At 71.0% G+C, this 25,019-nt stretch carries 24 protein-coding genes and 1 riboswitch; of the genes, 17 read left to right on the top strand and 7 right to left on the bottom strand.

Annotated elements, in window-relative coordinates:
- Nucleotides 1-203: 203 nt before the first annotated feature.
- From rpe to CP975_RS05370, 7 genes are all read left to right on the top strand, one after another.
- Complete coding sequence (gene rpe, locus CP975_RS05400) at nt 204-890, top strand: ribulose-phosphate 3-epimerase (RefSeq protein ID WP_055526692.1); 687 nt, start codon at nt 204-206, stop codon at nt 888-890.
- 78 nt (nt 891-968) lie between these two features.
- Complete coding sequence (locus CP975_RS05395; protein WP_055526616.1) at nt 969-2,021, top strand: sugar-binding transcriptional regulator; 1,053 nt, start codon at nt 969-971, stop codon at nt 2,019-2,021.
- 99 nt (nt 2,022-2,120) lie between these two features.
- A complete protein-coding gene (locus CP975_RS05390; protein WP_055526613.1) occupies nt 2,121-2,510 on the top strand; it encodes a guanyl-specific ribonuclease in 390 nt (129 codons plus the stop codon).
- Nucleotides 2,510-2,908 (top strand): barstar family protein, encoded by a 399-nt coding sequence (locus tag CP975_RS05385; RefSeq protein WP_055526612.1) that lies wholly within the window; start codon nt 2,510-2,512, stop codon nt 2,906-2,908. Before CP975_RS05390 ends, CP975_RS05385 begins: the two co-directional genes overlap by 1 nt.
- Before the next feature lie 184 nt (nt 2,909-3,092).
- Nucleotides 3,093-4,535, top strand: a complete 1,443-nt coding sequence (locus CP975_RS05380; protein WP_030787302.1) for a GuaB1 family IMP dehydrogenase-related protein — start codon at nt 3,093-3,095, stop codon at nt 4,533-4,535.
- Between the two features lie 302 nt (nt 4,536-4,837).
- Nucleotides 4,838-6,307 carry an amino acid permease gene (locus CP975_RS05375; RefSeq protein ID WP_055526611.1) on the top strand — a complete coding sequence of 490 codons (1,470 nt, stop codon included), beginning with the start codon at nt 4,838-4,840 and terminating at the stop codon, nt 6,305-6,307.
- Between the two features lie 10 nt (nt 6,308-6,317).
- Nucleotides 6,318-6,773 carry an Lrp/AsnC family transcriptional regulator gene (locus CP975_RS05370; protein ID WP_030787310.1) on the top strand — a complete coding sequence of 152 codons (456 nt, stop codon included), beginning with the start codon at nt 6,318-6,320 and terminating at the stop codon, nt 6,771-6,773.
- 34 nt (nt 6,774-6,807) lie between these two features.
- Here the strand turns inward: CP975_RS05370 and CP975_RS05365 are convergent, their stop codons facing one another.
- Nucleotides 6,808-7,437, bottom strand: coding sequence for a hypothetical protein (locus CP975_RS05365; protein WP_055526610.1), 630 nt, complete (start codon nt 7,435-7,437; stop codon nt 6,808-6,810).
- A 386-nt stretch (nt 7,438-7,823) separates the two neighbouring features.
- On the opposite strand from CP975_RS05365, the gene CP975_RS05360 reads away from it, so the two are divergent.
- Together CP975_RS05360 and CP975_RS05355 are read left to right on the top strand one after the other, a co-directional pair.
- Complete coding sequence (locus CP975_RS05360; RefSeq protein WP_199782842.1) at nt 7,824-8,621, top strand: carbon-nitrogen hydrolase family protein; 798 nt, start codon at nt 7,824-7,826, stop codon at nt 8,619-8,621.
- 50 nt (nt 8,622-8,671) lie between these two features.
- On the top strand, nt 8,672-10,363 hold the full coding sequence (locus tag CP975_RS05355; RefSeq protein ID WP_055526609.1) for a flavin monoamine oxidase family protein: 1,692 nt from the start codon (nt 8,672-8,674) through the stop codon (nt 10,361-10,363).
- A 16-nt stretch (nt 10,364-10,379) separates the two neighbouring features.
- On the opposite strand, the gene CP975_RS05350 is transcribed toward CP975_RS05355, so the two are convergent.
- The 4 genes from CP975_RS05350 to CP975_RS05335 form a co-directional block, all read right to left on the bottom strand.
- Nucleotides 10,380-11,084 carry a DUF5995 family protein gene (locus tag CP975_RS05350; protein ID WP_055526607.1) on the bottom strand — a complete coding sequence of 235 codons (705 nt, stop codon included), beginning with the start codon at nt 11,082-11,084 and terminating at the stop codon, nt 10,380-10,382.
- Between the two features lie 35 nt (nt 11,085-11,119).
- The gene (locus tag CP975_RS05345) at nt 11,120-11,392 is read right to left on the bottom strand and encodes a hypothetical protein (protein ID WP_055526604.1); all 273 of its coding nucleotides are present in this window, start codon (nt 11,390-11,392) and stop codon (nt 11,120-11,122) included.
- A gap of 297 nt (nt 11,393-11,689) precedes the next feature.
- On the bottom strand, nt 11,690-13,075 hold the full coding sequence (locus tag CP975_RS05340) for a uracil-xanthine permease family protein (RefSeq protein ID WP_055526602.1): 1,386 nt from the start codon (nt 13,073-13,075) through the stop codon (nt 11,690-11,692).
- A gap of 86 nt (nt 13,076-13,161) precedes the next feature.
- Nucleotides 13,162-14,382 carry an MFS transporter gene (locus CP975_RS05335; protein ID WP_055526600.1) on the bottom strand — a complete coding sequence of 407 codons (1,221 nt, stop codon included), beginning with the start codon at nt 14,380-14,382 and terminating at the stop codon, nt 13,162-13,164.
- A gap of 96 nt (nt 14,383-14,478) precedes the next feature.
- On the opposite strand from CP975_RS05335, the gene CP975_RS05330 reads away from it, so the two are divergent.
- Nucleotides 14,479-15,636 carry an ROK family transcriptional regulator gene (locus CP975_RS05330; RefSeq protein WP_055526597.1) on the top strand — a complete coding sequence of 386 codons (1,158 nt, stop codon included), beginning with the start codon at nt 14,479-14,481 and terminating at the stop codon, nt 15,634-15,636.
- 27 nt (nt 15,637-15,663) lie between these two features.
- Here CP975_RS05330 and CP975_RS05325 read toward each other — a convergent pair whose 3' ends face one another.
- Together CP975_RS05325 and CP975_RS05320 are read right to left on the bottom strand one after the other, a co-directional pair.
- The gene (locus CP975_RS05325) at nt 15,664-16,410 is read right to left on the bottom strand and encodes an SDR family oxidoreductase (RefSeq protein ID WP_055526595.1); all 747 of its coding nucleotides are present in this window, start codon (nt 16,408-16,410) and stop codon (nt 15,664-15,666) included.
- Nucleotides 16,411-16,599: 189 nt separating this feature from the next.
- Nucleotides 16,600-18,870, bottom strand: coding sequence for a chitinase C-terminal domain-containing protein (locus CP975_RS05320; protein WP_150477796.1), 2,271 nt, complete (start codon nt 18,868-18,870; stop codon nt 16,600-16,602).
- Nucleotides 18,871-19,201: 331 nt separating this feature from the next.
- Nucleotides 19,202-19,332, top strand: a riboswitch (FMN riboswitch).
- A gap of 234 nt (nt 19,333-19,566) precedes the next feature.
- On the opposite strand from CP975_RS05320, the gene ribD reads away from it, so the two are divergent.
- The 7 genes from ribD to hisG all read left to right on the top strand — a co-directional run bounded on the left by ribD (nt 19,567) and on the right by hisG (nt 25,015).
- Nucleotides 19,567-20,661, top strand: a complete 1,095-nt coding sequence (ribD, locus tag CP975_RS05315; RefSeq protein WP_055526688.1) for a bifunctional diaminohydroxyphosphoribosylaminopyrimidine deaminase/5-amino-6-(5-phosphoribosylamino)uracil reductase RibD — start codon at nt 19,567-19,569, stop codon at nt 20,659-20,661.
- 1 nt (nt 20,662) lies between these two features.
- Entirely contained in the window at nt 20,663-21,289 is a 627-nt protein-coding gene (locus CP975_RS05310) for a riboflavin synthase (RefSeq protein ID WP_055526590.1), read from the top strand.
- Between the two features lie 44 nt (nt 21,290-21,333).
- Complete coding sequence (locus CP975_RS05305; protein WP_055526686.1) at nt 21,334-21,933, top strand: nicotinamide mononucleotide transporter family protein; 600 nt, start codon at nt 21,334-21,336, stop codon at nt 21,931-21,933.
- Nucleotides 21,930-23,273, top strand: coding sequence for a bifunctional 3,4-dihydroxy-2-butanone-4-phosphate synthase/GTP cyclohydrolase II (locus CP975_RS05300; RefSeq protein ID WP_150476620.1), 1,344 nt, complete (start codon nt 21,930-21,932; stop codon nt 23,271-23,273). The genes CP975_RS05305 and CP975_RS05300 overlap by 4 nt, the downstream gene beginning before the upstream one ends.
- Before the next feature lie 36 nt (nt 23,274-23,309).
- Nucleotides 23,310-23,795 (top strand): 6,7-dimethyl-8-ribityllumazine synthase, encoded by a 486-nt coding sequence (gene ribH / locus CP975_RS05295; protein ID WP_055526588.1) that lies wholly within the window; start codon nt 23,310-23,312, stop codon nt 23,793-23,795.
- Between the two features lie 35 nt (nt 23,796-23,830).
- On the top strand, nt 23,831-24,103 hold the full coding sequence (locus tag CP975_RS05290) for a phosphoribosyl-ATP diphosphatase (protein WP_020117406.1): 273 nt from the start codon (nt 23,831-23,833) through the stop codon (nt 24,101-24,103).
- A 63-nt stretch (nt 24,104-24,166) separates the two neighbouring features.
- Complete coding sequence (hisG, locus tag CP975_RS05285) at nt 24,167-25,015, top strand: ATP phosphoribosyltransferase (protein ID WP_055526585.1); 849 nt, start codon at nt 24,167-24,169, stop codon at nt 25,013-25,015.
- The last annotated feature ends 4 nt before the right edge of the window (nt 25,016-25,019 follow it).

The raw sequence follows: 25,019 nt of genomic DNA, 5'->3' as shown, positions 1-25,019 counted from the left end.
GCCCGCGCGCGTCCGCCGTGCCCGAATCCTGAACTCGGCGGCGTGGCAATGGAGTTGTTAGATGCCGGGGGAGCCGGGTGGGGGTGTGTCGGAGGGTGTGGCGCCCCCCGGCGCCCGGCGCGCGGCGTACTGTCGCGGGAGGCGCCGCGGCCGTGGCCCGGACCGCGGTCGGCGATCCGCGCCGGGCATGGCAGTCTTGGGGCATGGCCGTGCAGATCAACCCCAGCATCCTGTCCGCGGACTTCGCCCGTCTTGCCGATGAGGCAAAGGCCGTCGAGGGCGCCGACTGGCTCCATGTCGACGTGATGGACAACCACTTCGTCCCGAACCTCACCCTCGGCGTGCCGATCGTGGAGTCGCTGGCCCGCGCGACGGACACGCCGCTGGACTGCCACCTGATGATCGAGGACCCCGACCGCTGGGCTCCGCAGTACGTCGAAGCGGGCGCGGGGTCCGTCACCTTCCACGCGGAGGCCGCCGCCGCCCCGGTGCGCCTCGCCCGCGAGATCCGTGCCAAGGGCGCCCGCGCATCCATGGCGCTGAAGCCGGCGACGCCCATCGAGCCGTACGAGGACCTGCTCCCCGAGCTGGACATGCTGCTGATCATGACGGTCGAGCCGGGCTTCGGCGGCCAGGCGTTCCTGGACATCATGCTGCCCAAGATCCGCCGCACCCGCGAGCTGATCGGCAAGCACGGACTCCAGCTGTGGCTCCAGGTCGACGGCGGCGTCTCGGCCTCCACCATCGAGCGCTGCGCCGAGGCCGGCGCCGATGTGTTCGTCGCCGGTTCCGCGGTCTACGGCGCCGAGGATCCGGCGGAGGCGGTACGTTCATTGCGTGCCCAAGCGGCGGCAAAGACCGCGTCAAGTGCCTGGGCGTGCGACCACTGAGCCACGGGAACGTGAACGCAGTCCCTCAGGGCTGATCAACTAGGCCGGATCTGCAAGGATGAACGGCGAACCCAGTTTGTGAACAGCAGTGAGGAGAGCGCCGTGTCGGCCATGTCGGCGGGTCGGTCAGCCATGCGGATGGGACCCGCGGAGCTGGTGCAGGCGGCGGCCATGGCCCGCCGCTTCTACCTCGAGGGCAAGTCCAAGATCCAGATCGCCGAGGAGTTCGGCGTGAGCCGCTTCAAGGTGGCCCGGGTCCTGGAGACCGCCCTGGAGCGGGATCTCGTACGCATCGAGATCCGAGTCCCGGCCGAGCTGGACGCCGAGCGCTCGGACGCACTGCGCGCCCGCTACGGCCTGCGGCACGCCGTCGTCGTCGAGTCGCCGGCGCCCACCGACGAGATCGAGGACTCGCCCGACCCCGAGAACCTCGGCGAGGTCGCGGCGGATCTGCTCGGCGAGCTGGTCACCGAGGGCGATGTGCTCGGCCTCGCCTGGGGCCGCTCCACGATCCACATGGCGGCCGCGCTCGACCAGCTGCCGCCGTGCACGGTCGTGCAGTTGACCGGTGTCTACGACGCGGGGACCGCCGAGCGCGGCTCGGTCGAGGCCGTGCGCCGCGCCGCCCAGGTCTCCGGTGGCGAGGCCCACCCCATCTACGCGCCGATGCTGCTGCCCGACCCGGCCACCGCGGCGGCGCTGCGGAACCAGACCGGCATCGCCCGTGCCTTCGAGTACTTCGACAAGGTCACGGTAGCGGCGGTCTCCATCGGCTCCTGGGAGCCGGGTATCTCCACCGTCCACGACATGCTCAGCGACGAGGAGCGTGCGCACTACGCCTCGCTGGGAGTGGCGGCGGAGATGTCCGCGCATCTGTTCGACGCCGAGGGGCGTCGGGTGGGGCGGGATCTCGGGGAGCGGTGCATCACCGTCGAAGCGGACCGGCTTCGACGTATTCCCGAGGTGGTCGCCATCGCGGGCGGGCAGCGGAAGGCTGCGGCGATTGACGCGGTGCTTCGGTCCGGGCTTGTCACCAGCCTGGTGACGGACACGGCGGCCGCCGATCAGCTGCTCGTGGCCGGGGCTGCGCCTCGGCCCGCGCTGAACCGGGCGGACCCGGACGGTAGCTGAGTCCCTGCGGGACGGTGGGGGCTGGTCGCGCCCACGCGGCGGAGCCGCATTTGCCGCAGTCCCGCGCCCCTGACGGGGTGCTATGGCAGGGTCTGATGCATGGTGAACCGGTTTGTGTCCCGTGTGGTAGGGGCGGTACTGGTCTGTCTTGTCGTACTGGTGAGCGGGTGTTCGTCGGATGCCGGGAGGGATGTCCCCGGCTGGGCCCGCAGCATGGACACCGTCAAGGTCAGTGCGTTACCCGGCGAGGCGCGGCGGACGTTGCGGCGCATTGATGACGGGGGCCCGTTCCCGTACGAGAAGGACGGCAGCGTCTTCAGCAACTTCGAGCGGGAACTGCCTCGGCAGAAGCGCGGCTACTACCGGGAGTACACCGTCCGCACCCCCGGCGAGCGGGACCGCGGGGCCCGGCGGATCGTCACCGGGAGCGGCGGCGAGATCTACTACACCGACGACCACTACGCGTCCTTCAAGGCGGTGCTGAGGTAATGCCCGGCCGAGCAGACAGCGCACCCGACCCCCTCGCACCCGTGCTCGACGCCGCGCGCGGCGCCGGCTGGACCACCGCGGCGCTCTCCCTGGCCGGGGTGCGGGACAAGGCCGCCTTCATGGAGCGGTGCGCCCGTGACCTCGCGCTGCCCGACTGGTTCGGGCAGAACTGGGACGCCCTCGCCGACTGCCTCACCGACCTGTCGTGGGCGCCACGCGCGCGTGGACGGCTGCTCGTCGTCTCCGGGTGGCAGGAGTTCGCGCGGGAGGCGCCGGGGGAGTGGGAGGCCGCCCAGGAGGTGTTCTCCTCGGCGGTCGAGCACTGGCGGGGCGCGGAGACCGGCCTGGAGGTCGTCCTCGCGCTCGGGCCCGTCGGCACGGAGCGTGGCGAGGGCTGAACCGAGTGCTCCGCTCGCGTCCCCTCCTGGATGATTCTTGGAGGATCCGACCATCGCCCCCGTGATCTGCCTGGGTGATCGTCCCAGGCGGCACAACCCCGGCGGCATGGGAGAATGAAGTACGTGCTTTTCCCTCGGCCTAACTGTCCGGGGGCCACCTCTGATCGACTGGGATGAGCAGCACGTGCGTTTCCTCAATGACATCCAGCCTGCGTACGACCTGACGTACGACGACGTCTTCATGGTCCCGAGGCGTTCCGCCGTCGGCTCCCGCCAGGGCGTCGACCTCGCCTCGCCCGACGGCACCGGTACCACGATCCCGCTGGTCGTCGCCAACATGACCGCCATCGCCGGGCGCCGCATGGCCGAGACCGTCGCCCGCCGCGGCGGCCTCGTCGTCATCCCCCAGGACATCCCGATCGAGGTCGTCACCGAGGTCGTCTCCTGGGTCAAGACGCGCCACCACGTCCTGGACACCCCGATCGTCCTGGCCCCCTCGCAGACCGTCGCGGACGCGCTCGCCCTGCTGCCCAAGCGCGCGCACAACGCCGGCGTCGTGGTCGACGCCGACCAGAAGCCCGTGGGCGTCGTCACCGACACCGACCTGACCGGTGTGGACCGCTTCACGCAGCTCTCCGAGGTCATGTCCAAGGACCTGCTTCTCCTGGACGCGGACATCGACCCGCGCGACGCGTTCAACAAGCTGGACCACGCCAACCGCCGGTACGCCCCCGCCGTGGACAAGGACGGCCGCCTCGCCGGCATCCTGACCCGCACGGGCGCCCTGCGCGCGACCCTCTACACCCCGGCCGTGGACGCCAACGGCGGCCTGCGCATCGCCGCCGCCGTGGGCATCAACGGCGACGTGGCGGGCAAGGCCAAGCAGCTCCTCGACGCGGGCGTCGACACGCTCGTCGTGGACACCGCCCACGGCCACCAGGAGTCGATGATCAGCGCGGTCAAGGCCGTGCGCGCGCTCGACCCGCAGGTCCCGATCGTCGCGGGCAACATCGTCGCCGCCGAGGGGGTCAGGGACCTCATCGAGGCCGGTGCCGACATCATCAAGGTGGGTGTCGGTCCCGGCGCCATGTGCACCACGCGCATGATGACCGGCGTCGGCCGCCCGCAGTTCTCCGCGGTGCTCGAATGCGCCGCCGAGGCCAAGAAGTTCGGCAAGCACGTCTGGGCCGACGGCGGTGTCCGCCACCCGCGTGACGTCGCCATGGCGCTGGCCGCCGGCGCTTCGAACGTGATGGTCGGCTCCTGGTTCGCGGGCACGTACGAGTCCCCGGGCGACCTCCAGCAGGACGCCAACGGCCGCCTGTACAAGGAGTCGTTCGGCATGGCGTCGGCGCGTGCCGTGCGCAACCGCACCAGCGAGGAGTCCGCGTACGACCGTGCGCGCAAGGCGCTCTTCGAGGAGGGCATCTCGACCTCCCGCATGTTCCTCGACCCGGCCCGGCCCGGCGTCGAGGACCTGATCGACTCGATCATCGCGGGCGTCCGCTCCTCCTGCACCTACGCGGGCGCGGCCTCCCTGGAGGAGTTCGCCGAGAAGGCCACGGTCGGCGTCCAGAGCGCCGCGGGATACGCCGAGGGCAAGCCGCTGCACGCCAGCTGGAGCTAGTCCGTCACGCCCCTGAAAGGCGGGACGCGCCCCTTGAGGGCGCATCCCGCCTTTTCGTGTTTTCCGGGGTGGAGCGCAATGGACGAAACGGACCGCGCAACGATCGGACGTCTGGGCTGGAAGTGCGCAATGATCGGCCGCGAGTGCGCAAGGTTGCTGCATTACGGTCGGGAACTGTGGACTCTAGAGTCAGGCGCTGTACGTGGTGTGGCGGGGACTGCCTGCTCGGTGGGTCCCGTCTTCAGACACGGGTGCCACGGGTCCCTCGCCGCCCTCACCGGCAGCGATGAAGGAGCCAGCGCGTGCTCGACCAAGGCGCACCCCCGCAGAACCGCCCCAGCCCCCCGGGCGCCCCTGGCCTCGGCAGCCGTCTCATGCGCCGCAAGCCCGTCGAAGCCCTGGTCGCGGAGGGTGGCCAGGGCGAGGGTGGCTCGCTCCGGCGCTCTCTCGGCATGTGGCAGCTGACCATGATCAGCATCGGGGCCACGCTCGGCACCGGCATCTTCGTCGTCCTCGGCGAGAGCGTCCCCAAGGCCGGGCCCGCCGTCACCATCTCGTTCGTGATCGCCGGCCTCACCGCCCTCTTCTCCGCCCTCTCCTACGCCGAGCTGGCCGGTTCCATACCGGTCGCGGGATCCTCGTACTCATACGCGTACGCAACGATGGGTGAACTCATCGCCTGGGTCTGCGGCTGGTGCCTGGTCCTGGAGTACGGCGTATCGGTCGCCGCGGTCGCGGTCGGCTGGGGCGAATACCTCAACGAACTGCTCGACGGGACCATCGGCGTCACCATCCCCGACGCGCTCTCCGCGGCGCCCGGCGAGGTCGACGGCGCGATCATCAACCTGCCCGGCCTGATCGTCGTGCTGCTCGCCATGGTCTTCCTGCTCGGCGGGGCCAAGGAGTCGGCGACGGCCAACACGGTCATGGTCATCGTGAAGATCGCCGCGCTCGTGCTCTTCTGCACCATCGGCTTCATAGGCTTCAAGTCCGGCAACTACTCCGACTTCATGCCGCTCGGCACGGCCGGCGTCAGCGCCGCCGCCGCGAGCCTCTTCTTCTCGTACATCGGCTTCGACGCCGCCTCCACCGCCGGTGAGGAGGCCAAGAACCCGCAGCGCGACCTGCCCCGCGCCATCATGCTGTCGCTGATCATCGTCACGGCGCTGTACGTCCTGGTCGCCGCGGTCGCCGTCGGCGCCTGGAACTGGAAGGACTTCGAGGGCTCCGAGGCCACGCTCGCCGCGATCATGAACGACGTCAGCGGTCAGAGCTTCTGGGGCACGCTGCTCGCCGCCGGCGCCGTCATCTCCATCGCGTCCGTCGTCCTGACCGTCCTCTACGGCCAGACCCGCGTGCTGTTCGCCATGTCCCGCGACGGCCTCGTGCCCAAGGCGTTCGGCAAGGTCAGCAAGAAGACCGGCACGCCCCGCGTGAACACCGTCATCGTCTCGCTGTTCTGCGCCGCGCTCGCGTCGGTCGTCCCGCTCGGCAAGCTCGTCGACGCCACCAGCATCGGCACGCTCTTCGCGTTCGGCCTGGTCAACATCGCCGTGATCGTGCTGCGCCGCACCCGCCCCGACATGCCGCGCACCTTCCGGGTGCCGCTCGGCTGGCTCTTCCCGGTGCTCGGCTTCGGCTTCTGCGCGTACAACATGTTCAGCCTCGACTCCATCACCTGGACGGTCTTCGGTGTCTGGATGGCCGTCGGCCTCGTGTTCTACTTCCTGTACGGCATGAGCCGCTCCCGATTGGCCACAGCAGAGAAGTGATCCACCCCCCGTGCGACTGAACGATCTCGACGAACGCATCGTGCACGCCCTCGCCGAGGACGCCCGCCGCTCCTACGCCGACATCGGCCAGCTGGTCGGACTCTCCGCGCCCGCCGTGAAGCGGCGCGTGGACAGGCTGCGGGCGACGGGCGCCATCACCGGGTTCACCGTGCGGGTGGACCCCGCGGCTCTCGGCTGGGAGACCGAGGGGTTCATCGAGATCTACTGTCGCCGCAACACCTCGCCGGAGGCGATCAAGCGAGGGCTTGAGCGCTATCCGGAGGTCGCGTCCGCGTCCACCGTCACCGGGGACGCGGACGCGATCGTCCAGATCTTCGCCGCGGACATGCGGCATTTCGAGCGGGTGCTCGAACGGATCGCGGGGGAGCCGTTCGTCGAGCGGACGAAGTCCGTTCTGGTTCTCTCGCCGTTGATGCGACGGTTCTCCTCGGGGTCCCCCGCCTAGGTTCCGGTGGGACTGTCCAGTTCCCGGTGCGGTGTCAGTCGCCCGTCGGGTACGGGACCTTCCACGGGAGCACCTGGAAGTCGCCCGTGCCCGTCCGCACCTTCTCGTGCGGGGCCGAGCTGGTGCACTTGGGGAGGTTCTTCGTGCCGTCGGGCCCGCCCACGCCCGCCCAGCTGTAGCCCACGCGGTCCGTTATGCCCCGGTCGTGGACCGTGAAGCCCACCCGGCCGCCCTTGATCTCCCTGATGTTCGTGTCGGTGATGATGCCGGTCGTCGTGGCGACCTTGCCGCCCGTCATCAGGCAGTCGATGCGGCCCTTCGCCCAGCCGCCCTTGCCGCCCGGCCTGTCGAGGTGGACGAAGCGGAAGGTGCCGGTCGCCTTCGACGGGTCGCCGTTGTTCCTCGCCGCCAGATGCGCGTCGAAGGTGAACGTCACGTCCTCGGTGGTCTTGCGGTACATCTTCGCCGAGCCGGTCAGCGCCGCGGCCTCGCGCTTCTCGGCCCGCTCCGCGCTGTGCGGCGCGGAGGCCGAGCTGCCGGTGCGGGCGGCGTCTCCGTCGGACGCGACGGCCGCACCGGCCGCCCCCGCGGTCATCAGGAGCGCGGCGCCCACCGCGAGGGCGCGGTGGCGGCTGAGGGAGCGGTCGGTGGTCGTACGGCTCATGGCAAGCCCTCCGTCTGCGAGGCGTTCACCCGGTCTTCCCGGGCACCCGGTCTCTCCGGGTGGGATCACGCTCTCGCGGAAGCGGGGTCCGGCACGTCCGGCCACGGGCGTCACCCTGTCTCCGCCGCACGGCGGGGGAAGCCGCGCGGGCCTGCGCCTGTGGGCTGACGCGCCTGATACGTGAGGCGCGCGGGCCCGGATGATGAGGCTCACGGCCCCCGATACGCGAGGCGTCCGGCCCGTGCGCAATGAATCGCCGCTCCGAGCCCGCCACGCGCAACAGATCGTGCGGCTGCCCGCAACGGTCGAGCCTTGTCCCGGTGAGGTCGCCGACCGTACGGTCTAACGGACCCCACCTGCCCCTTCGTACGCCCTGAGGATCAGCCATGCCTGCGCTGCGCACCGCCCTGCTCCAGAGTTCCGGGCAGCTCGGATCCGTCGCCGAGAACCTCACGGCGCTCGACGAGGCCGCGGGCCGTGCCGCCGCCGCGGGCGCCGGTCTGCTCGTGGCGCCCGAGCTGTTCCTCACCGGCTACGCCATCGGCGACGATGTGGCCCGCCTGGCGGAGCCCGCCGACGGGGCCTCCGCGCAGGCCATCGCCGAGATCGCGGTCCGCCACCAGGTCGGCGTCGCCTACGGCTACCCCGAGCGCGAGGGCGAGGTGGTCTACAACTCCGTGCAGCTGATCGGCCCCGACGGGACCCGCCTCGCGAACTACCGCAAGACCCACCTCTTCGGCTGCTTCGAGCGCGACGCCTTCACCCCCGGTGAGCAGCCCGTCGTCCAGGCCGAGCTGGGCGGCGTACGCATCGGCCTCATGATCTGCTACGACGTGGAGTTCCCGGAGAACGTCCGCGCGCACGGCCTCGCGGGTACCGACCTCCTGGTCGTCCCCACCGCGCAGATGCACCCCTTCCAGTTCGTCGCCGAGTCGGTCGTGCCGGTGCGCGCCTTCGAGAACCAGATGTACGTCGCGTACGTCAACCGCGTCGGCCCCGAAGGGGAGTTCGAGTTCGTGGGGCTCTCCACGCTGGCCGGTCCCGACGGCGTGACGCGCGCCCGCGCCGGCCGCGGCACCGAGCTGGTCATCGGCGACGTCGACCCGGACTTCCTGAGCGCGTCCCGCGAGACCAACCCCTACCTGCGCGACCGCCGCCCCGGCCTGTACGCGTCCCTCGTCTGAGCCCCGCCCCCCACCTGACTTTTCAGTTCCGTGCAAGGAGTCCGTACCCCATGACGTCCACGGTGCCCACCGCCATCCAGCACACCGACGCGCAGCCGCCGATCACCATGTTCGGCCCGGACTTCCCCTACGCGTACGACGACTACCTCGCGCACCCCGCGGGCCTCGGCCAGATACCCGCGACCGAGCACGGCACCGAGGTCGCCGTCATCGGCGGTGGGCTGTCCGGCATCGTGGCCGCGTACGAGCTGATGAAGATGGGCCTCAAGCCCGTCGTCTACGAGGCCGACCAGATCGGCGGCCGGCTGCGCACCGTCGGGTTCGAGGGCTGTGACGGCGACCTGACCGCCGAGATGGGCGCGATGCGCTTCCCGCCGTCCTCGACGGCGCTCCAGCACTACATCGACCTGGTGGGCCTGAAGACCAGGGCGTTCCCGAACCCGCTCGCCGAGACGACCCCCTCGACGGTCGTGGACCTCAAGGGCGAGTCGCACTACGCCGAGACCGTGGCGGACCTGCCGCAGGTCTACCGCGACGTGGCCAAGGCGTGGGCCGACTGCCTGGAGGAGGGCGCCGACTTCTCCGACATGAACCGCGCCCTGCGCGAGCGGGACGTGCCGAAGATCCGCGAGATCTGGTCGAAGCTCGTCGAGAAGCTCGACAACCAGACCTTCTACGGCTTCCTCTGCGACTCCGAGGCCTTCAAGTCCTTCCGCCACCGCGAGATCTTCGGCCAGGTCGGCTTCGGCACCGGCGGCTGGGACACCGACTTCCCCAACTCCATCCTGGAGATCCTGCGCGTCGTCTACACCGAGGCCGACGACCACCACCGCGGCATCGTCGGCGGCAGCCAGCAGCTGCCCCTGCGGCTGTGGGAGCGCGAGCCGCAGAAGATCGTGCACTGGGCACCCGGTACGTCCCTGAAGTCGCTGCACGAGGGCGAGCCCAAGCCCGCCGTGACCCGCCTGACCCGTACCGCCGGGAACCGCGTCACCGTCACGGACGCCTCCGGGGACATCCGCACCTACCAGGCGGCGATCTTCACCGCCCAGTCGTGGATGCTGCTCTCCAAGATCGAGTGCGACGACTCGCTCTTCCCCATCGACCACTGGACGGCGATGGAGCGCACCCACTACATGGAGAGCTCGAAGCTGTTCGTGCCGGTGGACCGCCCGTTCTGGCTGGACAAGGACGAGGAGACCGGCCGTGACGTCATGTCGATGACGCTCACCGACCGGATGACGCGCGGCACCTACCTGCTGGACGACGGTCCGGACAAGCCCGCCGTCATCTGCCTCTCCTACACCTGGTGCGACGACAGCCTGAAGTGGCTGCCCCTGTCGGCGAACGAGCGCATGGAGGTCATGCTCAAGTCGCTCGGCGAGATCTACCCGAAGGTCGACATCCGCAGCCACATCATCGGCAACCCGGTGACCGTCTCGTGGGAGAACGAGCCCTACTTCATGGGCGCCTTCAAGGCGAACCTGCCGGGCCACTACCGCTACCAGCGGCGCCTGTTCACCCACTTCATGCAGGACCGTCTGCCCGAGGACAAGCGGGGCATCTTCCTCGCGGGCGACGACATCTCCTGGACGGCGGGCTGGGCCGAGGGCGCGATCCAGACCGCGCTGAACGCCGTGTGGGGCGTGATGCACCACTTCGGCGGCGCCTCGGACACCACGAACCCCGGCCCGGGGGACGTGTACGACGAGATCGCGCCGGTCGAGCTGCCGGAGGACTGACCCCGGGCGCTCGCGCTCAGTCCGGGAGCGGGGTGAGCAGGATCCGGCTCACCAGGCCCACCGCCCCGTCCAGCCGCTCCCCGAACTCCCCGGCCACGCCGGGGAGTTCGCGTAGCGCCCACAGGGTGCGGGCCGCCGCCCACGCGCCGTCCCGGGCCCGCTCCAGGCTCCAGGAACCCGCCAGGTGCGTCAGCGGTTCGCCGATCTGGAGGAGGTCGGGGCCGGGCATCAGCTCCTCGCGGATGCGCTCCTCCAGCGTGACGAGGATGTCTCCCACGCGGTCGAACTCGTCCTCCAGATCGGCCGGTTCGCAGCCGAGCGTGCGGCAGGCGTCCACGAGGGCGAGCGCCAGATCGTGGCCGATGTGCGCGTTGATGCCCGCGAGGGCGAACTGTAGGGGGCGTACGCCGGGATGGCGCCGGTACTGGAAGAGCGGGCGCCAGCACGCGGGCGGCCTGCACCCGTCCGCCGCGGCGTCGACGGCCGCCAGATAGCGCTCGGCGAACCGGACGCCCAGCGTGGTCGCGGCGCGGGTGTCGGCGAAGGCGCCGAGGCCGATGCTCCGGTGCACCTCCTCGGTGACCGAAAGATAGACCCGGTTGAAGACGGCCACCCCGTCGCGCGGCGGCCAGTCGTCGCCGAGCGCGCGCATCCGTTCCACCACGCCGTCGACCCCGCGCCGCGGGGCCCTGGTCTCTGCGAACCGCTCCAACTGCGCCATGGGGGCAGGGTCCCAGTACCGGGCCGTCCCGGACGTCAGCGCACCGGCCGCTTCCCCGAAAAGAGGGACCCGGCCGCACGCTCCCCGCGCCGCGGGACGAGTGCCGCGCCCCCGAGCGCCAGGGCCAGCGCCACGAAGAGGGCGCTGACCCACAGCGGCGAGCGGTAGCCGAGCCCCGCGGAGAGCGCGAGTCCGCCGGACCAAGGGCCGAGCGCGGCGCCCATGTTGAGCACGACCGCGGCCACCGGGTGGGCCGCGGTCACCGCGAAGAGGACCCAGCCGGCCAGCAGCGCGAGTGAGCCGAACACCAGCAGGGGAAGGGGCCGCGAAGACGGCGAGTCCGAGCAGGTAGAGGGCAAAGGGCACAGCGAAACTCCGCAACCACGGTGTGGATCGAAACGATCAGGACACGGGAGCGGTGGTCCGGGGGCTCTGGGAGAGCGCGGAAGGCGGACGTGACGGTCGTGCGAAGGCGACGGAAGCGTCAGTGCGACGGCGCAGGAAGCCACCGGACGACCGGTGGCCGGAGTCTGTCGGACTCGGGGCTTGACATGGTGCGCACGGTAGTCAGCCGACGCGCACCATGTCCACTGGGTCAACAGGCCCTAGCGGGCCTCGTCACCCTCGCCGTACTTCGAGGTGCCCGAATCGAGCAGCGGTTCCTGGGACTTGAGGTGCGGCGGGGCGAAGGCGCGCAGCACGTGGTAGCCCGTGATGACGACGATCGTGCCGAGCGCGATGCCGCTCAGTTCGAAGTTGTCGGTGAACTTCAGCGAGACACCGCCGACGCCGATGATGATGCCCGCCGCGGCCGGTACGAGGTTCAGCGGATTGCGCAGGTCCACCTTGGCGTTGATCCAGATCTGCGCGCCGAGCAGACCGATCATGCCGTACAGGATGACGGTGATGCCGCCGAGCACGCCGCCCGGGATCGCCGCGACGACCGCGCCGAACTTGGGGCACAGGCCGAAGAGCAGCGCGAAGGCGGCCGCCGCCCAGTACGCGGCCGTGGAGTAGACGCGGGTGGCCGCCATCACGCCGATGTTCTCGGAGTACGTCGTGTTGGGCGGGCCGCCGACGGCGGTGGACAGCATGGAGGCGGCACCGTCGGCGGAGATCGCCGTGCCGAGCTTGTCGTCGAGGTTGTCGCCGGTCATCTCGCCGACGGCCTTGACGTGGCCCGCGTTCTCCGCGACCAGGGCGATGACGACGGGCAGCGCGACGAGGATCGCCGACCACTCGAAGCTCGGCGCGTGGAAGGAGGGCAGGCCGATCCAGTCGGCGTTGCCCACGGCGGAGAGGTCCAGACGCCAGTGGTCGACGACCTTGCCGGAGCCGTCCGCCGAGTGGATCTTGCCGAAGACCTGGTCGAGGAGCCAGGAGATGCCGTAGCCGAAGATCAGGCCGAGGAAGATCGCGACGCGTGACCAGAAGCCGCGCAGACACACCACGGCCAACCCGGTGAAGAGCATCACCAGCAGGGCCGTCCACTGGTCCTGGGGCCAGTACGTCGACGCGGTGACCGGTGCCAGGTTGAAGCCGATCAGCATGACGACCGCGCCGGTCACGATCGGCGGCATCGCGGCGTGGATGATCCGCGCCCCGAACTTCTGCACCGCGAGCCCCACCAGGAACAGTGCGGCGCCGACCACCAGGACGGCGCCGGTCACCGTCGCGCTGGAGCCGCCCTGCGCCCGGATGACGGCGGCGACGCCCACGAAGGAGAGCGAGCAGCCGAGGTAGCTGGGCACCCGGCCGCGCGTGGCGAGCAGGAAGATGACGGTCGCGACGCCCGACATCATGATGGCGAGATTCGGGTCGAGGCCCATCAGGACGGGAGCCACGAAGGACGCGCCGAACATGGCCACCACGTGCTGCGCGCCGAGCCCGAAGGTCCGCGGCCAGGAGAGCCGCTCATCGGGCCGGACGACGGCCCCGGGGGCGGGGGTACGGCCGTCGCCGTGCAGTTTCCAGCGCACGCCGAGATCCATGGTGAGTATCGCTTTCTGTGCGCTGAGCCGGGCCGCTCTCGCGGGTGTGCGTGGCCCGAAATGATCGACGCCATGTTAGTGCGACGTCAGTGCGACTTCTCTCCGGTCGGCTGGGTGCTCCCGGCCCGCGCGCCCTGGCGCCCGCCCCCGCGCCCGTCCGTGCGCAGCACGCCCGCGAAGACCGCGAGGCCGCAGGCGAGCAGCGTCACCAGGCCGAACGAGGTCACGAGGCTCGTCGCGTCCGCCAGCGTGCCGATCGCCGACGGGGCGATCAGGCCCGAGGTGTACGTGATGGTGGCGACGCCCGCGATGGCCTGGCTCGGGTTCGGGCCGCTGCGCCCCGCCGCGGCGAAGGCGAGCGGAACCACGACCGCGATGCCGAGGCCGAGCAGGGCGAAGCCGCCCATGGCCAGGGCCGGGTGGGAGGCGAGGACCACGAGGAGCCCGCCGAGCGCTGCGAGCACACCGCCCGCGCGCACGGTGCGCACCGCGCCGAACCGGTTGACCACCGCGTCCCCCGCGAGCCGCGCGACCGCCATGGTGAGCGTGAAGCCGGTGGTGGACGCGGCCGCCACCCCGGCCGACGAGTCCAGGACGTCCCGCAGATAGACCGCCGACCAGTCCAGGCTCGCGCCCTCCGCGAAGACCGCGCAGAAGCCGACCGCGCCGATCAGCAGCGCCGACTTGGGCGGCAGCGAGAACCGCGGCGGCGCCTCCTCCTCGGGCGCCGCCTGGAGGTCGAGGACTCCCTGGCAGGCGATCAGGCCGAGCGCGGTGAGCGCCGCGGCGGCGAGGGCGTGGTGCAGCCGGGCGTCCGAGCCGAGGTGGGCGGCCACCGTGCCCGCGGCCGAACCGATCAGGGCACCGACGCTCCACATGCCGTGCAGACCGGACATGATCGACTTCCGCATCCGGGTCTCGGTCTCCACGCCGAGCGCGTTCATCGCCACGTCCGACATGCCCGAGGTCGCGCCGTACACGAAGAGCGCCAGGCAGAGCGTGAGCAGGTTCGGGGCGAGCGAGGGCAGGACGAGGGAGAGCGTCCACAGCGCGAGCAGCCCGCGCAGCGCGTTGCGCGCACCGAGGCGGTGGCTGATCCGGCTCGCCAGCGGCATCGCCACGGAGGCGCCGATCGCCGGGAAGGCGAGGGCGAGACCGAGCATGCCCGCGCCGACCGAGGCGTGCTCCTGGATCCAGGGCACCCGGGTCGCGAAGGAGCCGGTGACCGCGCCGTGCACACAGAAGACGGCCGCCACGGCGATCCGCGCGCGCCGCAACCGCCTCTTGTCGTAGACCACTTCACTCATTCCGCTCCGCCCCTCCCGACAGGTGCCCGGTACGGCGACGTAAACTATCAGGAACCCTGCCTGATAAATAGAAGCGCTCTGTGGAAGGATCGCGGCATGCCTGCCTCACCGAGTACCGCTCGGGCCATCAACGACCGGCTCGCGCTGGGCCTCCTGAGCGAAGGGCCCCTGACCGCCAACCAGTTGAAGCAGCTCACCGGCCTCTCCCGGCCCTCGGTGGCCGACCTCGTCGAGCGCCTCCAGGGCGCCGGGCTCATCACCGTCGTCGGCGAGGCGGGTGCCCAGCGGCGCGGCCCGAACGCCCGGCTCTACGGCATCGTCGCGGGCCGGGCGCACCTCGCCGCGCTCGACGTACGGACCGACAGCGTCCGTGTGGTGGTGACCGATCTGCTCGGCGCGGTCCTCGCCGAGGACTGCGCGCCCATCGGCGGCGACACCGGGACCGCCGTCGAGCGCGCCCTCACGCTCGTCGAGCGCGCCGCGCGGGAAGGCAGCGCCCAGCGGCTGCACACCGTCGGCATCGGCGCCCCCGGCCTCATCGACCCCGCGACCGGCGACCTGCACGACACGTCCTCGCTGCCGGCCTGGCACCGCCGTCTCGCGGGCGCCCTCCAACAGCGGCTCGGCGCGCGTGTCCTGGTGGAGAACGAGACCAACCTCGCCGCCCGCGCCGAACAGCGGGACGGTGCCGCGCACGACCGGGACACGTTCGTGCTGCTCTGGCTCGGCGAGGGCGTGGGGGCGGCCGTCGTACTCGACGGGGTGCTGCGCAGGGGCGCTTCGGGAGGCACCGGGGAGATCGGCTTCCTGCCGGTGCCGGGGACCGGCGCGCTGCCCTCCGCCACCGGCTGCGAGGGCGGCTTCCACTCGCTGGCCTGCGCCGCCGCGCTCCGTGAACTCGGCGCGGAGCACGGGCTGCTGAAACCGGACATGTCCGCTGCCGACGTGGTCCGGCACGCGGTGGAGGCGGGGGAGGGCGCCTTCCTGGACGCCGTCGCGGACCGTGTCGCCGTCGGTGCCGCTGCGATGGCCGCGATCCTGGACCCGGGGTGTGTCGTCCTCGGCGGCGAGGTGGGGCGTGCGGGCGGCGCCGCGCTCGCCGACCGCGTCACGGACCGCGTCACCGCCATGTCGCCCCTGCGTACGGAGGTCCGCGCCGGTACGCTCGGCGGCGCCGCGGTGCTCCGGGGCGCCCTCCTCGCCGCGCGAGACGCGGCCCAGGACGAACTGTTCGGCCCTCCGGCGGGCCGCTGAGATGCGGCGGGAAGGCGGGGGCCGCTTCTAGGGGCGGGTGGCCGTTCGGGTGCTCAGGTACTCCTCGAACGTGGTCTTGCCCACGGCTCGGCCGGGGGTCAGATGGCCGCCGGCGCGGGCCGCTCGGTACGTGCGTCCCGCGAGCCGCACCGGCAGCAGCGCGCGCCGCTTGCCGCTCGCGCGCAGGTAGGCGCGTGCCAGGTCGGGGAAGCCGCGGACCTCGGGGCCTCCCATGTCGTCGACGCGTCCCGCCGGCGGCGCCGCCGCCAGCTCGGCCAGCCGCTCCGCCACTTCGGCGACCTCGATCGGCTGGTCGTCGACCCCTGCGGGCAGCAGCATGACGGGGAGCTTCGCCGAGCCCTCCAGGACGCGCAGGACCAGATCGTGGAACTGCGTGGTCCGCAGGATCGTCCAGCCGAGCCCCGACTCCTCGATCAGCCGCTCCACGGCGAGCTTCGCCTTGTAGTAGCCGAGTGGCACCCGGTCGACGCCGACGATCGAGATGTAGACCAGATGGGCGACGCCGGCCTTCCGCGCCGCCCGGATCAGGTTCCGGGCGGCCCGCTCGTCCCCGCCGCGCGGCGTACTCGCGCAGTGCACGATCACGTCCACGCCCGCCACCGCCGCGTCCAGGCCGGTCCCCTCGCGCAGATCCACGGCGTACGGCCGGCTGTGGCGGCTGAGCACCCGCACCTCGTGGCCGTCAGCCCTCAGCCGCTCGGTCACGAGGCGGCCGAGGGTCCCGGTGCCGCCGGTCACCAACATCGTCGTCATCACAGGCTCCTTCGTAGTGCGGTCGAAAACACCATGATCGTGTCCGTCACCGCAAGAGACGGATCGGTCGCCCGCAGACGTGACACCGGTCCGTCGAGCCCGCCACGAGGACGAGTGACGCGGTCACGCCCAGAGGATGCCGCCGCATCCCCTGGGCGTGAGCTATCGGTGAGCGCACAGGAGCAAGCGTCAGCAGGCGCCGAGGTCCTGCCACACGCCCCACTGGCCGCCGGCGCCGGGCTCGTCGCCCTTCGTCCACCACTTGGCCTTGTAGGTGTGCGACTTGTGGGACACGGTCGACCCGCTGCCGTACTCGGTGGCCGAACTCCAGGCGGGCGCCGTGCACTTGCCCGGTGTCGGCGGGTCCGTCGGCTCCGGCGGGTCCGTCGGACCGGTGCCCGTGCCCGGCTCGACGACCGTGGTGCCGCGCGCCAGGTCACCGGCGAGCGCGTACGTCGTACCGCTGATGTTCACCGTCCAGTTCGACGGGGTCGACACCGGCAGGTAGTAGTTGAAGGAGAGATCCACGGAGGCGCCCGGCGCCAGCGACTGCCAGGCGGGCAGCTTCAGCGAGACCCGGTGGAAGTCGCCCTTCAGACCGCCCACATTGCTGCCGGTGTGGTCGCTGCTGATGACCTTCGTGCCGAAACCGGACTGGTCGGAGGCGTTGCCCGGGGCCGAGGTGGAGTAGTCGAACTGGAACTCCGTGCCGCCCGGCAGCGCCGCCTTCGTCCTGTTGGTGATCTTCACCTTGGGCGTGATCGGGTAGTTGGAGTCGCCGAGCTTGAAGTCACCGAACTCCACGCCGATGTCGACGGCCTTGGCGGGCAGCTCCTTGTTCGACACCTTCGCGCCGTACGGCTTGGCGGTCTTGAACTTGTCGTACATCAGCGAGGTGAGCGTGTCGCCGATCTCGTACTGGCCCTTGGCCGCGTTCCAGCGGTAGTCGCCCGCCATCTCCCAGACCATCGTGCCGCCGATGCCCCGGTCGACCACGTAGTCGGCCTTCTTCGCCACCGACTCCTCGTCCTCCGTGGACAGGAAGACCTTCTTGTCGGCGTTCCACAGCCACGGCGCGACCAGCGAGGAGCTGTACTTGCGGGCGTAGGTGCCGGTCAGCTTGGTGTCCGCGGGGAAGCCGTACTTGGTGACGTAGTCGCCGACGACGCCCTTCTCCAGGTTCTTGGCGTGCCACATCGGGTTGGAGCCCGCCGGGGACTCCTTGCCGTTGTCGTCCTTGTCGTGCCAGAGGTTGTCGATGCCGACCGCGCCGTCACCGCACTTGGTCAGCCCGGAACCGGCCGGACAGGTGGCCGCCGCGGCCTTCCCCCACAGCCCGTCCGTGCCGCCCTGCACGTTCTTGTGGCCGCGCGTGTAATACGGCAGGCCGATGTTGATGCGCCCGGCGGGCATGGAACCGCGGAAGTAGTGGTACGCCCAGTCGGTGTTCAGATAGCCGATGCCGCCGTACTGCTGGCTTCCGTAGACGCCCGCCGCGGCCAGTTCGGCGTCCTTGCCGTCGTCGAAGAGCGAGGCGTTCGGACCGACGTACTCGTTCCAGGCGCCGTGCAGGTCGTACGACATGATGTTGACGTAGTCCAGGTACCTCTGGACCTGGAAGGTCTCCATGCCGCGCAGCAGATAGCCGGACGAGGGCGCCGCCACGGTGAGCATGTAGTGCCTGCCGTCGGCCGCACCCGCCTTGTCGAGCTTCTCGCGCAGGGTCTTCATCAGGGCCGCGTAGCCCTTGACCAGGCCGCCGCGCCGGGCGTTGGAGACCGGGAAGTCGGCCGGGTGGCCCGCGTCCTTCATCGAGGTCGGGTACTCGTAGTCGATGTCGACGCCGTTGAAGCCGTACTTTTTTATGAAGGTGACCGCCGAGTCCGCGAAGGTGTCGATGCCCGCCTGGTTCACCGAGCCGTCGGCGTTGGTCGCCATCGAGTAGAAACCGCCGGAGCCGACCCGCTTGCCGTCGTCGTCGAAGTAGCCGCCCGTCTCGGCCCAACCGCCCACGGAGACCAGCGTTTTGACGTCCGGGTGCTTCTTCTTGAACTTGTTGAGCAGGTTGAAGTGGCCCTTGTAGGGCAGCGCGGGATCCATCTCGGCGCCCTTGACGCCCGGCCAGGTCATCCCGGTGGCGGCGTTCTTCTCGCCGTCGGAGCCCACGGAGAGCTTGTTGCCCTTGTCGATGTGCGCGAAGGCGTAGTTGACGTGGGTGACCTTCTCCCACGGGATGTCGGAAGCGAGGTAGGCGGGCTCGCCGTTCTTTCCGGTGCGCCAGCCGGTGAAGTAGCCGATGACGCGCCGCTGGTGGTCGGCGCCCATCTTCTCGCGGCCCTCGCTGTCGTAGACCGAACAGTAGGGAACGTCGACCCCGGGCGTGCGGTAGAGACCGTCGGGGCGGCAGGACGCGTTGTCGGCGGCGTGCGAGGCGCCTGGGGAGACCATGCTGAGCAGCATTCCGGCGACGGCGGCGCCGGTCGCGAACAGAGTGGTTCTCGCGCGGCTAAGGGACGGCAAGGGAGCCTCCAGGGGCGGGGTGGGACGCGGACGGGGCGGAACACAACACAGCTGGCACAGATGTGAATCGTTCCGGGGCCCGGCGTGCGCACACCGTCCGGCTCCGGTTCCTCCGAGGTGACGCAGAGATTAAGAGGACTAGACCAGTCGGTCAATAGGTCTGGACCAAGTTGTTGAAGAGATGATTGAACGATGACGCTGTGAGCCAGCCCACAGGAGATCGCCCGCATGGCCGTCGATCCGGCGTGGCAGACTGGCCTCGTACCAGAAGCAGCGCACTCCGGGGTCGGTGTAATTCCGAACCGGCGGTTACAGTCCGCGACCCGGCCGCCTCCAGCGGCCGGTTGACCAGGTGAAATTCCTGGACCGACGGTGAAAGTCCGGATGGGAGGCAGTGCGCGGCGGGCGGGCATCTCTGCACGCCGCCGTCTTGGCTTGTTCCTGGCTCAGGTCAGGAGTGGTTCCTGGTTTCGGCCAGGAGTGGTTCTCGGGCTTTCCCGGGGACAGGTCTCATTCGGCGTCGACGTGTCTCCAGGTGTCGTTGCCCGTACGTGTCGTCGCCATCGACAGCCCCGGAGTCCGTGCCCGAAGAGGCAGGAGGACCCGGTGGCCACCGCCGTAGCCGAAGCAGCCGCCATGCGGCGCGCCATCACGCTGGCCGCGCTCGGTCTCGGAGCCACGAGCCCCAACCCCGTCGTCGGCTGTGTCGTGCTCGACGCGTCCGGCGAGGTCGTCGGCGAGGGCTGGCACCAGCGCGCCGGCGGCCCGCACGCCGAGGTCAACGCCCTGCGCGCGGCGGGCGACAAGGCGCGCGGCGGCACCGCCCTCGTCACTCTGGAACCCTGCAACCACACCGGCCGCACCGGCCCGTGCGCACAGGCCCTCATCGACGCCGGCATCGCCCGTGTCGTCTACGCGGTCGGCGACCCGAACCCCACCGCGACCGGCGGCGCGCAGACCCTCCGCACGGCCGGGATCTCCGTCGAAGCGGGCCTGCTGGAGGCGGCGGCGGCCGAGGGGAACGCCGCCTGGCTGACCTCCGTACGGCTCGGCCGCCCCCACGTCACCTGGAAGTACGCCGCCACGCTCGACGGCCGGATCGCCGCCGCCGACGGCACGAGCCGCTGGATCACCTCCGCCGAGTCCCGCGCCGACGTCCACAGGCTCCGCGCCGAGTGCGACGCCGTCGTCGTCGGCTCCGGCACCCAGCGCGCCGACGACCCGCACCTCGCCGTGCGGGGCATCGAGGGTGCCGTCCAGCCGTTGCGGGTCGTCGTCGACACGAACGGAACCGCCGTCGCGCCCGGCGCCCGCGTCCTGGACGCCGCGGCGCCGACGCTGATCGCGCTCGCGGACGGCGTCACGCCCGCGTACGAAGCCGCAGTCGACGCGGGAGCCGAAGCGCGAGCCCAAGCCGCAGAGATCGTCCGACTCCCGCGCGCCGAGGGAGGGTTGGACATTCCAACCCTGCTCGATGTGCTCCACGCGCGCGGGGTGCGCTCCGTCCTCCTCGAAGGCGGCCCGACGCTGGCCGGGGCCTTCGTCGCCGCCGACGCCGTCGACCGCGTCATCGCCTACCTCGCCCCCGCCCTGCTGGGCGCGGGCCCCGCCGCCCTGACCGGTGGCGGAATCACGACCATCACCGAAGCGTTGCGGCTCGACGTGAGCGAGACCGTCCGCATCGGACCCGATCTGCGCGTCACCGCGACCCTCGTAGCGAAGGAGCACTGAAGTGTTCACCGGAATCGTCGAAGAGCTGGGCGAGATCACCGCCGTCGAGAACCTCCCCGACGCGTCCCGGTTCCGCCTGCGCGGCCCCGTGGTCACCGAGGGCGTGGGGCACGGCGACTCCATCGCCGTCAACGGCGTCTGTCTGACGGTCGTGGAGCACGAGGGCGACGAGTTCACCGCCGACGTGATGGCCGAGACCCTGAACCGCTCCAGCCTCGGTGCGCTCACGGTCGGCTCCCGCGTCAACCTGGAGCGCCCCACCTCGGTCGGCGCGCGCCTCGGCGGACACATCGTGCAGGGGCATGTGGACGCCGTCGGCACCGTCGTCGCGCGCGAGCCCTCAGAGAACTGGGAGATCGTCAAGGTCTCCCTCCCCGCAGGCCTCTCCCGCTACGTCGTGGAGAAGGGCTCCATCACCGTCGACGGCGTCAGCCTGACCGTCGTCGACGCGGGCCCCGACTACTTCACCATCAGCCTGATCCCCACCACGCTCGCGCTGACCACGCTCGGCATCAAGCAGCCCGGCGACCCGGTCAACCTCGAGGTCGACATCATCGCCAAGTACGTGGAGCGCCTCCTCGGCGGCCGCGCCACCGGTTCCGTCCAGGCTCAGGAGGCCACCCAGTGAACTGGCTCAACGCCGAGGCCTTCACCACCTTCGACCAGCACATCATGTGGTCCGACATGATCGGCAACACCGTCGGCCTCGTCGCCCTCGCCCTCGGCTGGCGGCGTTCGATATGGACCTGGCCCGCCCAGTTCCTGTCCGGCGTCATCCTCGTCGCCGCGTACGCCTCCGCGCAGCTGTCCGGCGGCGTCGGCAAGCAGCTCCTCGTCATCGGCGTCGCGCTGTGGGGCTGGCGGCAGTGGACGCGCGGCAGGCAGCAGGCGCAGGACGGCTCCATCGCCATCCGGTTCGCGAGCTGGAAGGAGCGGTGGATCCTGCTCGCGGGCACCGCCGTCGGCACCCTCGCCGTCGGCGCCCTGTTCACCGCCGTCCCCTCGCTGTCCTGGAACCCCTGGCCGGACGCCTACATCTTCGTCGGCACCCTCGCCGCGATGGTCGCCCAGGCCCGTGGCCTCGTCGAGTTCTGGTTCGCCTGGCTGCTCGTCGACGTGGTCGGCGTACCGCTCGCCTTCAGCAGCGGCCTCGCCTTCTCCGGCCTCGTGTACGTCGTCTACCTCGCCCTCGTCCTGTGGGGCATGCGCGACTGGTGGCTGCGCTCCCGCGCGGCGGCCTCTCAGCCCGTCATGGAAGGAGCCCCGGCATGACTGCCCACCCGTCTCCCGCCACCGCCCTGAACGAGGCGCTGTCCGCCGCCCCCTCGGGCCCCCGGCTCTGGTACAGCACCGACAACGCCGAGGACCTCTCCCTCGACCCCGTCGAGCAGGCCGTCCGCGACATCGCGGCCGGCCGCCCCGTCGTGGTCGTCGACGACGAGGACCGCGAGAACGAGGGCGACCTCGTCATCGCCGCCGAGAAGGCCACCCCCGAGATCGTCGCCTTCATGATGAGCGAGTGCCGCGGCCTGATCTGCGCGCCCATGGAGGCCGACGAGCTCGACCGGCTGCGGCTCCCGCAGATGGTCGAGCACAACACCGAGTCGATGAGCACGGCCTTCACCGTCTCCGTCGACGCCTGTGCCGCGCACGGCGTGAGCACCGGCATCTCCGCCGCCGACCGCGCCACCACCCTCCAGCTCCTCGCGGGCGGCGCGGCCACGGCCGACGACTTCGTGCGGCCCGGGCACATCTTCCCGCTGCGCGCCCGCACCGGCGGCGTGCTCGCCCGCAACGGCCACACCGAGGCCGCCGTCGACCTCGCCCGCCTCGCGGGTCTGCGCCCGGCCGGCGCCATCGTGGAGATCGCCGGTGAGGACGGCAAGATGCTCCGCCTGCCGGAACTGATCCCCTTCGCCCGCAAGCACGGCCTGACGATCATCTCCATCGAGGACCTGATCGCCTACCGCCGCTCCGCGGAGCCCACCGTCCGCCGCGAGGCCGAGGTGCGGCTGCCCACGGCCTTCGGCGACTTCACCGCGTACGGCTACCGCTCGACCGTCGACGGCGTCGAGCACGTCGCCCTCGTCCACGGTGACATCGGCGCGGGCGAAGAGGTCCTGGCCCGGCTCCACTCGGAGTGCCTGACCGGTGACGTCTTCCACTCGCTGCGCTGCGACTGCGGCCCGCAGCTGGAGGAGTCCATGCGGCGCATCACCGAGGAGGGGCGTGGCGTCGTCGTCTACCTCCGCGGCCACGAGGGGCGCGGCATCGGCCTGCTCTCCAAGCTGCGCGCGTACGAACTCCAGGAGCGCGGCAGCGACACCCTCGACGCCAACCTGGAGCTGGGCCTGCCCGCCGACGCGCGGGACTACGGCGCGGGCGCCCGGATCCTGGACGACCTCGGCGTCCGCAGCGTCCGGCTGATGACCAACAACCCCGACAAGGTCGACGCGGTCCTGCGGCACGGCCTGCGGGTCAGCGCACGCGAGCCCATGCCCGTCCAGGCGGGCGAGCACAACCTCCGCTACCTGCGAACCAAGCGGGACCGGATGGGCCACGACCTGCCCTGGCTCGACGCCCCCGGCGTCTCCGCCTGCGGCAACCAGTAAGCACCCACCCCTGTCAACGGACCGAAGGAGAAGCGCGTGAGCGGCAAGGGCGCACCCGAACTGAGCGTGAAGAACTGCGGCGACCTGCGGGTCGCGGTGATCGCCGCGCAGTGGCACGAGAAGGTCATGGACGGCCTCGTCGACGGCGCCCTGCGCGCCCTGGGCGAGCTGGGCATCAGCGAGCCGACCGTCCTGCGCGTGCCGGGCAGCTTCGAGCTGCCGGTCGTCGCCAAGGTCCTCGCGGGCCGCGGCTACGACGCGATCGTGGCGCTCGGCGTCGTGATCCGCGGCGGCACCCCGCACTTCGACTACGTGTGCCAGGGCGTCACCCAGGGCCTCACCCAGGTCTCCGTGGACACCGGGGTGCCGGTCGGCTTCGGCGTGCTGACCTGCGACACCGAGGAGCAGGCCCTGGACCGCGCCGGCATCGAGGGCTCCAGCGAGGACAAGGGGCACGAAGCGGTCACCGCGGCCGTGGCCACCGCGACCACGCTCCGTACCGTCTCCGAACCCTGGCGCTGAGCGGCGCCGCCCGGCCGCGTAGAGTGAACGGCATCATGTCCAATAAGACTTTCGAGGAGCTCTTCACCGAGCTCCAGCACAAGGCCGCCAACGGCGACCCAGCGACCTCCCGCACCGCCGAGCTGGTCGGCAAGGGCGTCCATGCCATCGGCAAGAAGGTCGTCGAGGAGGCCGCCGAAGTCTGGATGGCCGCCGAGTACGAGGGCAAGGAAGCCGCCGCCGAGGAGATCTCGCAGCTCCTGTACCACGTGCAGGTGATGATGGTCGCCCGCGGCATCTCCCTCGACGACGTGTACGCCCACCTCTGAGCCGTACGTCAGCCAAGCCGGCTCACCCCCCTTCACGCACTTCACGCAAAGGAATCCGACCTCATGCTGCGCATCGCCGTCCCCAACAAGGGTTCACTGTCCGGACCTGCGTCGGCGATGCTCCATGAGGCCGGATACCAGCAGCGCAAGGAGTCCAAGGAACTCGTCCTCGTCGACCCCGAGAACGAGGTCGAGTTCTTCTACCTGCGCCCCAAGGACATCGCGATCTACGTCTCGGCCGGCCGGCTCGACATCGGCATCACCGGCCAGGACCTGCTGGTCGACTCCGGTGCCGACGCCGAGGTGATCCTGCCGCTCGGCTTCGCACGCTCCACCTTCCGCTTCGCCGCCAAGCCGGGCACGGCCACCGGCATCGAGGACCTCGCGGGCAAGACCGTCGCGACCTCCTACGAGGGCATCGTCGCCAAGCACCTCGCGAACAGCGGCGTCGACGCCTCCGTGGTCCACCTCGACGGCGCCGTCGAGACCGCCATCGAACTCGGCGTCGCCCAGGTCATCGCGGACGTCGTGGAGACCGGCACCTCCCTGCGCAACGCGGGCCTGGAGGTCTTCGGCGAGCCGATCATGAAGTCCGAGGCGGTCGTCATCCGGCGCACCGGCGCCGACGGCGACGACCCGAAGGTGCAGCAGTTCCTGCGCCGCCTCCAGGGCGTCCTGGTCGCCAGGTCGTACGTGATGATGGACTACGACTGCCGCGCCGAGCACCTGGAGCGGGCCGTCGCCCTCACCCCGGGCCTCGAATCGCCGACGATCTCCCCGCTGCACAACGAAGGCTGGGTGGCCGTGCGCTCCATGGTTCCCGCCAAGGAGGCGCAGCGCGTCATGGACGACCTGTACGCCCTCGGCGCGCGGGCCATCCTGACCACCGCCATCCACGCCTGCCGTCTCTGAACCG

The organism is Streptomyces alboniger (assembly GCF_008704395.1).
Taxonomy (GTDB): domain Bacteria; phylum Actinomycetota; class Actinomycetes; order Streptomycetales; family Streptomycetaceae; genus Streptomyces; species Streptomyces alboniger.
This window is presented reverse-complemented; position numbering and strand designations above follow the sequence as displayed.

What these genes read in the sequence shown, in the direction of transcription:
- rpe (WP_055526692.1), top strand. Translation starts at nt 204, where the DNA reads ATGGCCGTGCAGATCAACCCCAGCATCCTGTCCGCGGACTTCGCCCGT.
- CP975_RS05390 (WP_055526613.1), top strand. Translation starts at nt 2,121, where the DNA reads ATGGTGAACCGGTTTGTGTCCCGTGTGGTAGGGGCGGTACTGGTCTGT.
- CP975_RS05385 (WP_055526612.1), top strand. Translation starts at nt 2,510, where the DNA reads ATGCCCGGCCGAGCAGACAGCGCACCCGACCCCCTCGCACCCGTGCTC.
- CP975_RS05365 (WP_055526610.1), bottom strand. Translation starts at nt 7,437, where the DNA reads ATGAGCCGTACGACCACCGACCGCTCCCTCAGCCGCCACCGCGCCCTC.
- CP975_RS05360 (WP_199782842.1), top strand. Translation starts at nt 7,824, where the DNA reads ATGCCTGCGCTGCGCACCGCCCTGCTCCAGAGTTCCGGGCAGCTCGGA.
- CP975_RS05355 (WP_055526609.1), top strand. Translation starts at nt 8,672, where the DNA reads ATGACGTCCACGGTGCCCACCGCCATCCAGCACACCGACGCGCAGCCG.
- CP975_RS05350 (WP_055526607.1), bottom strand. Translation starts at nt 11,084, where the DNA reads ATGGCGCAGTTGGAGCGGTTCGCAGAGACCAGGGCCCCGCGGCGCGGG.
- CP975_RS05340 (WP_055526602.1), bottom strand. Translation starts at nt 13,075, where the DNA reads ATGGATCTCGGCGTGCGCTGGAAACTGCACGGCGACGGCCGTACCCCC.
- CP975_RS05335 (WP_055526600.1), bottom strand. Translation starts at nt 14,382, where the DNA reads ATGAGTGAAGTGGTCTACGACAAGAGGCGGTTGCGGCGCGCGCGGATC.
- CP975_RS05330 (WP_055526597.1), top strand. Translation starts at nt 14,479, where the DNA reads ATGCCTGCCTCACCGAGTACCGCTCGGGCCATCAACGACCGGCTCGCG.
- CP975_RS05325 (WP_055526595.1), bottom strand. Translation starts at nt 16,410, where the DNA reads ATGACGACGATGTTGGTGACCGGCGGCACCGGGACCCTCGGCCGCCTC.
- CP975_RS05320 (WP_150477796.1), bottom strand. Translation starts at nt 18,870, where the DNA reads ATGCTGCTCAGCATGGTCTCCCCAGGCGCCTCGCACGCCGCCGACAAC.
- ribD (WP_055526688.1), top strand. Translation starts at nt 19,567, where the DNA reads ATGCGGCGCGCCATCACGCTGGCCGCGCTCGGTCTCGGAGCCACGAGC.
- CP975_RS05305 (WP_055526686.1), top strand. Translation starts at nt 21,334, where the DNA reads ATGTGGTCCGACATGATCGGCAACACCGTCGGCCTCGTCGCCCTCGCC.
- CP975_RS05300 (WP_150476620.1), top strand. Translation starts at nt 21,930, where the DNA reads ATGACTGCCCACCCGTCTCCCGCCACCGCCCTGAACGAGGCGCTGTCC.
- CP975_RS05290 (WP_020117406.1), top strand. Translation starts at nt 23,831, where the DNA reads ATGTCCAATAAGACTTTCGAGGAGCTCTTCACCGAGCTCCAGCACAAG.
- hisG (WP_055526585.1), top strand. Translation starts at nt 24,167, where the DNA reads ATGCTGCGCATCGCCGTCCCCAACAAGGGTTCACTGTCCGGACCTGCG.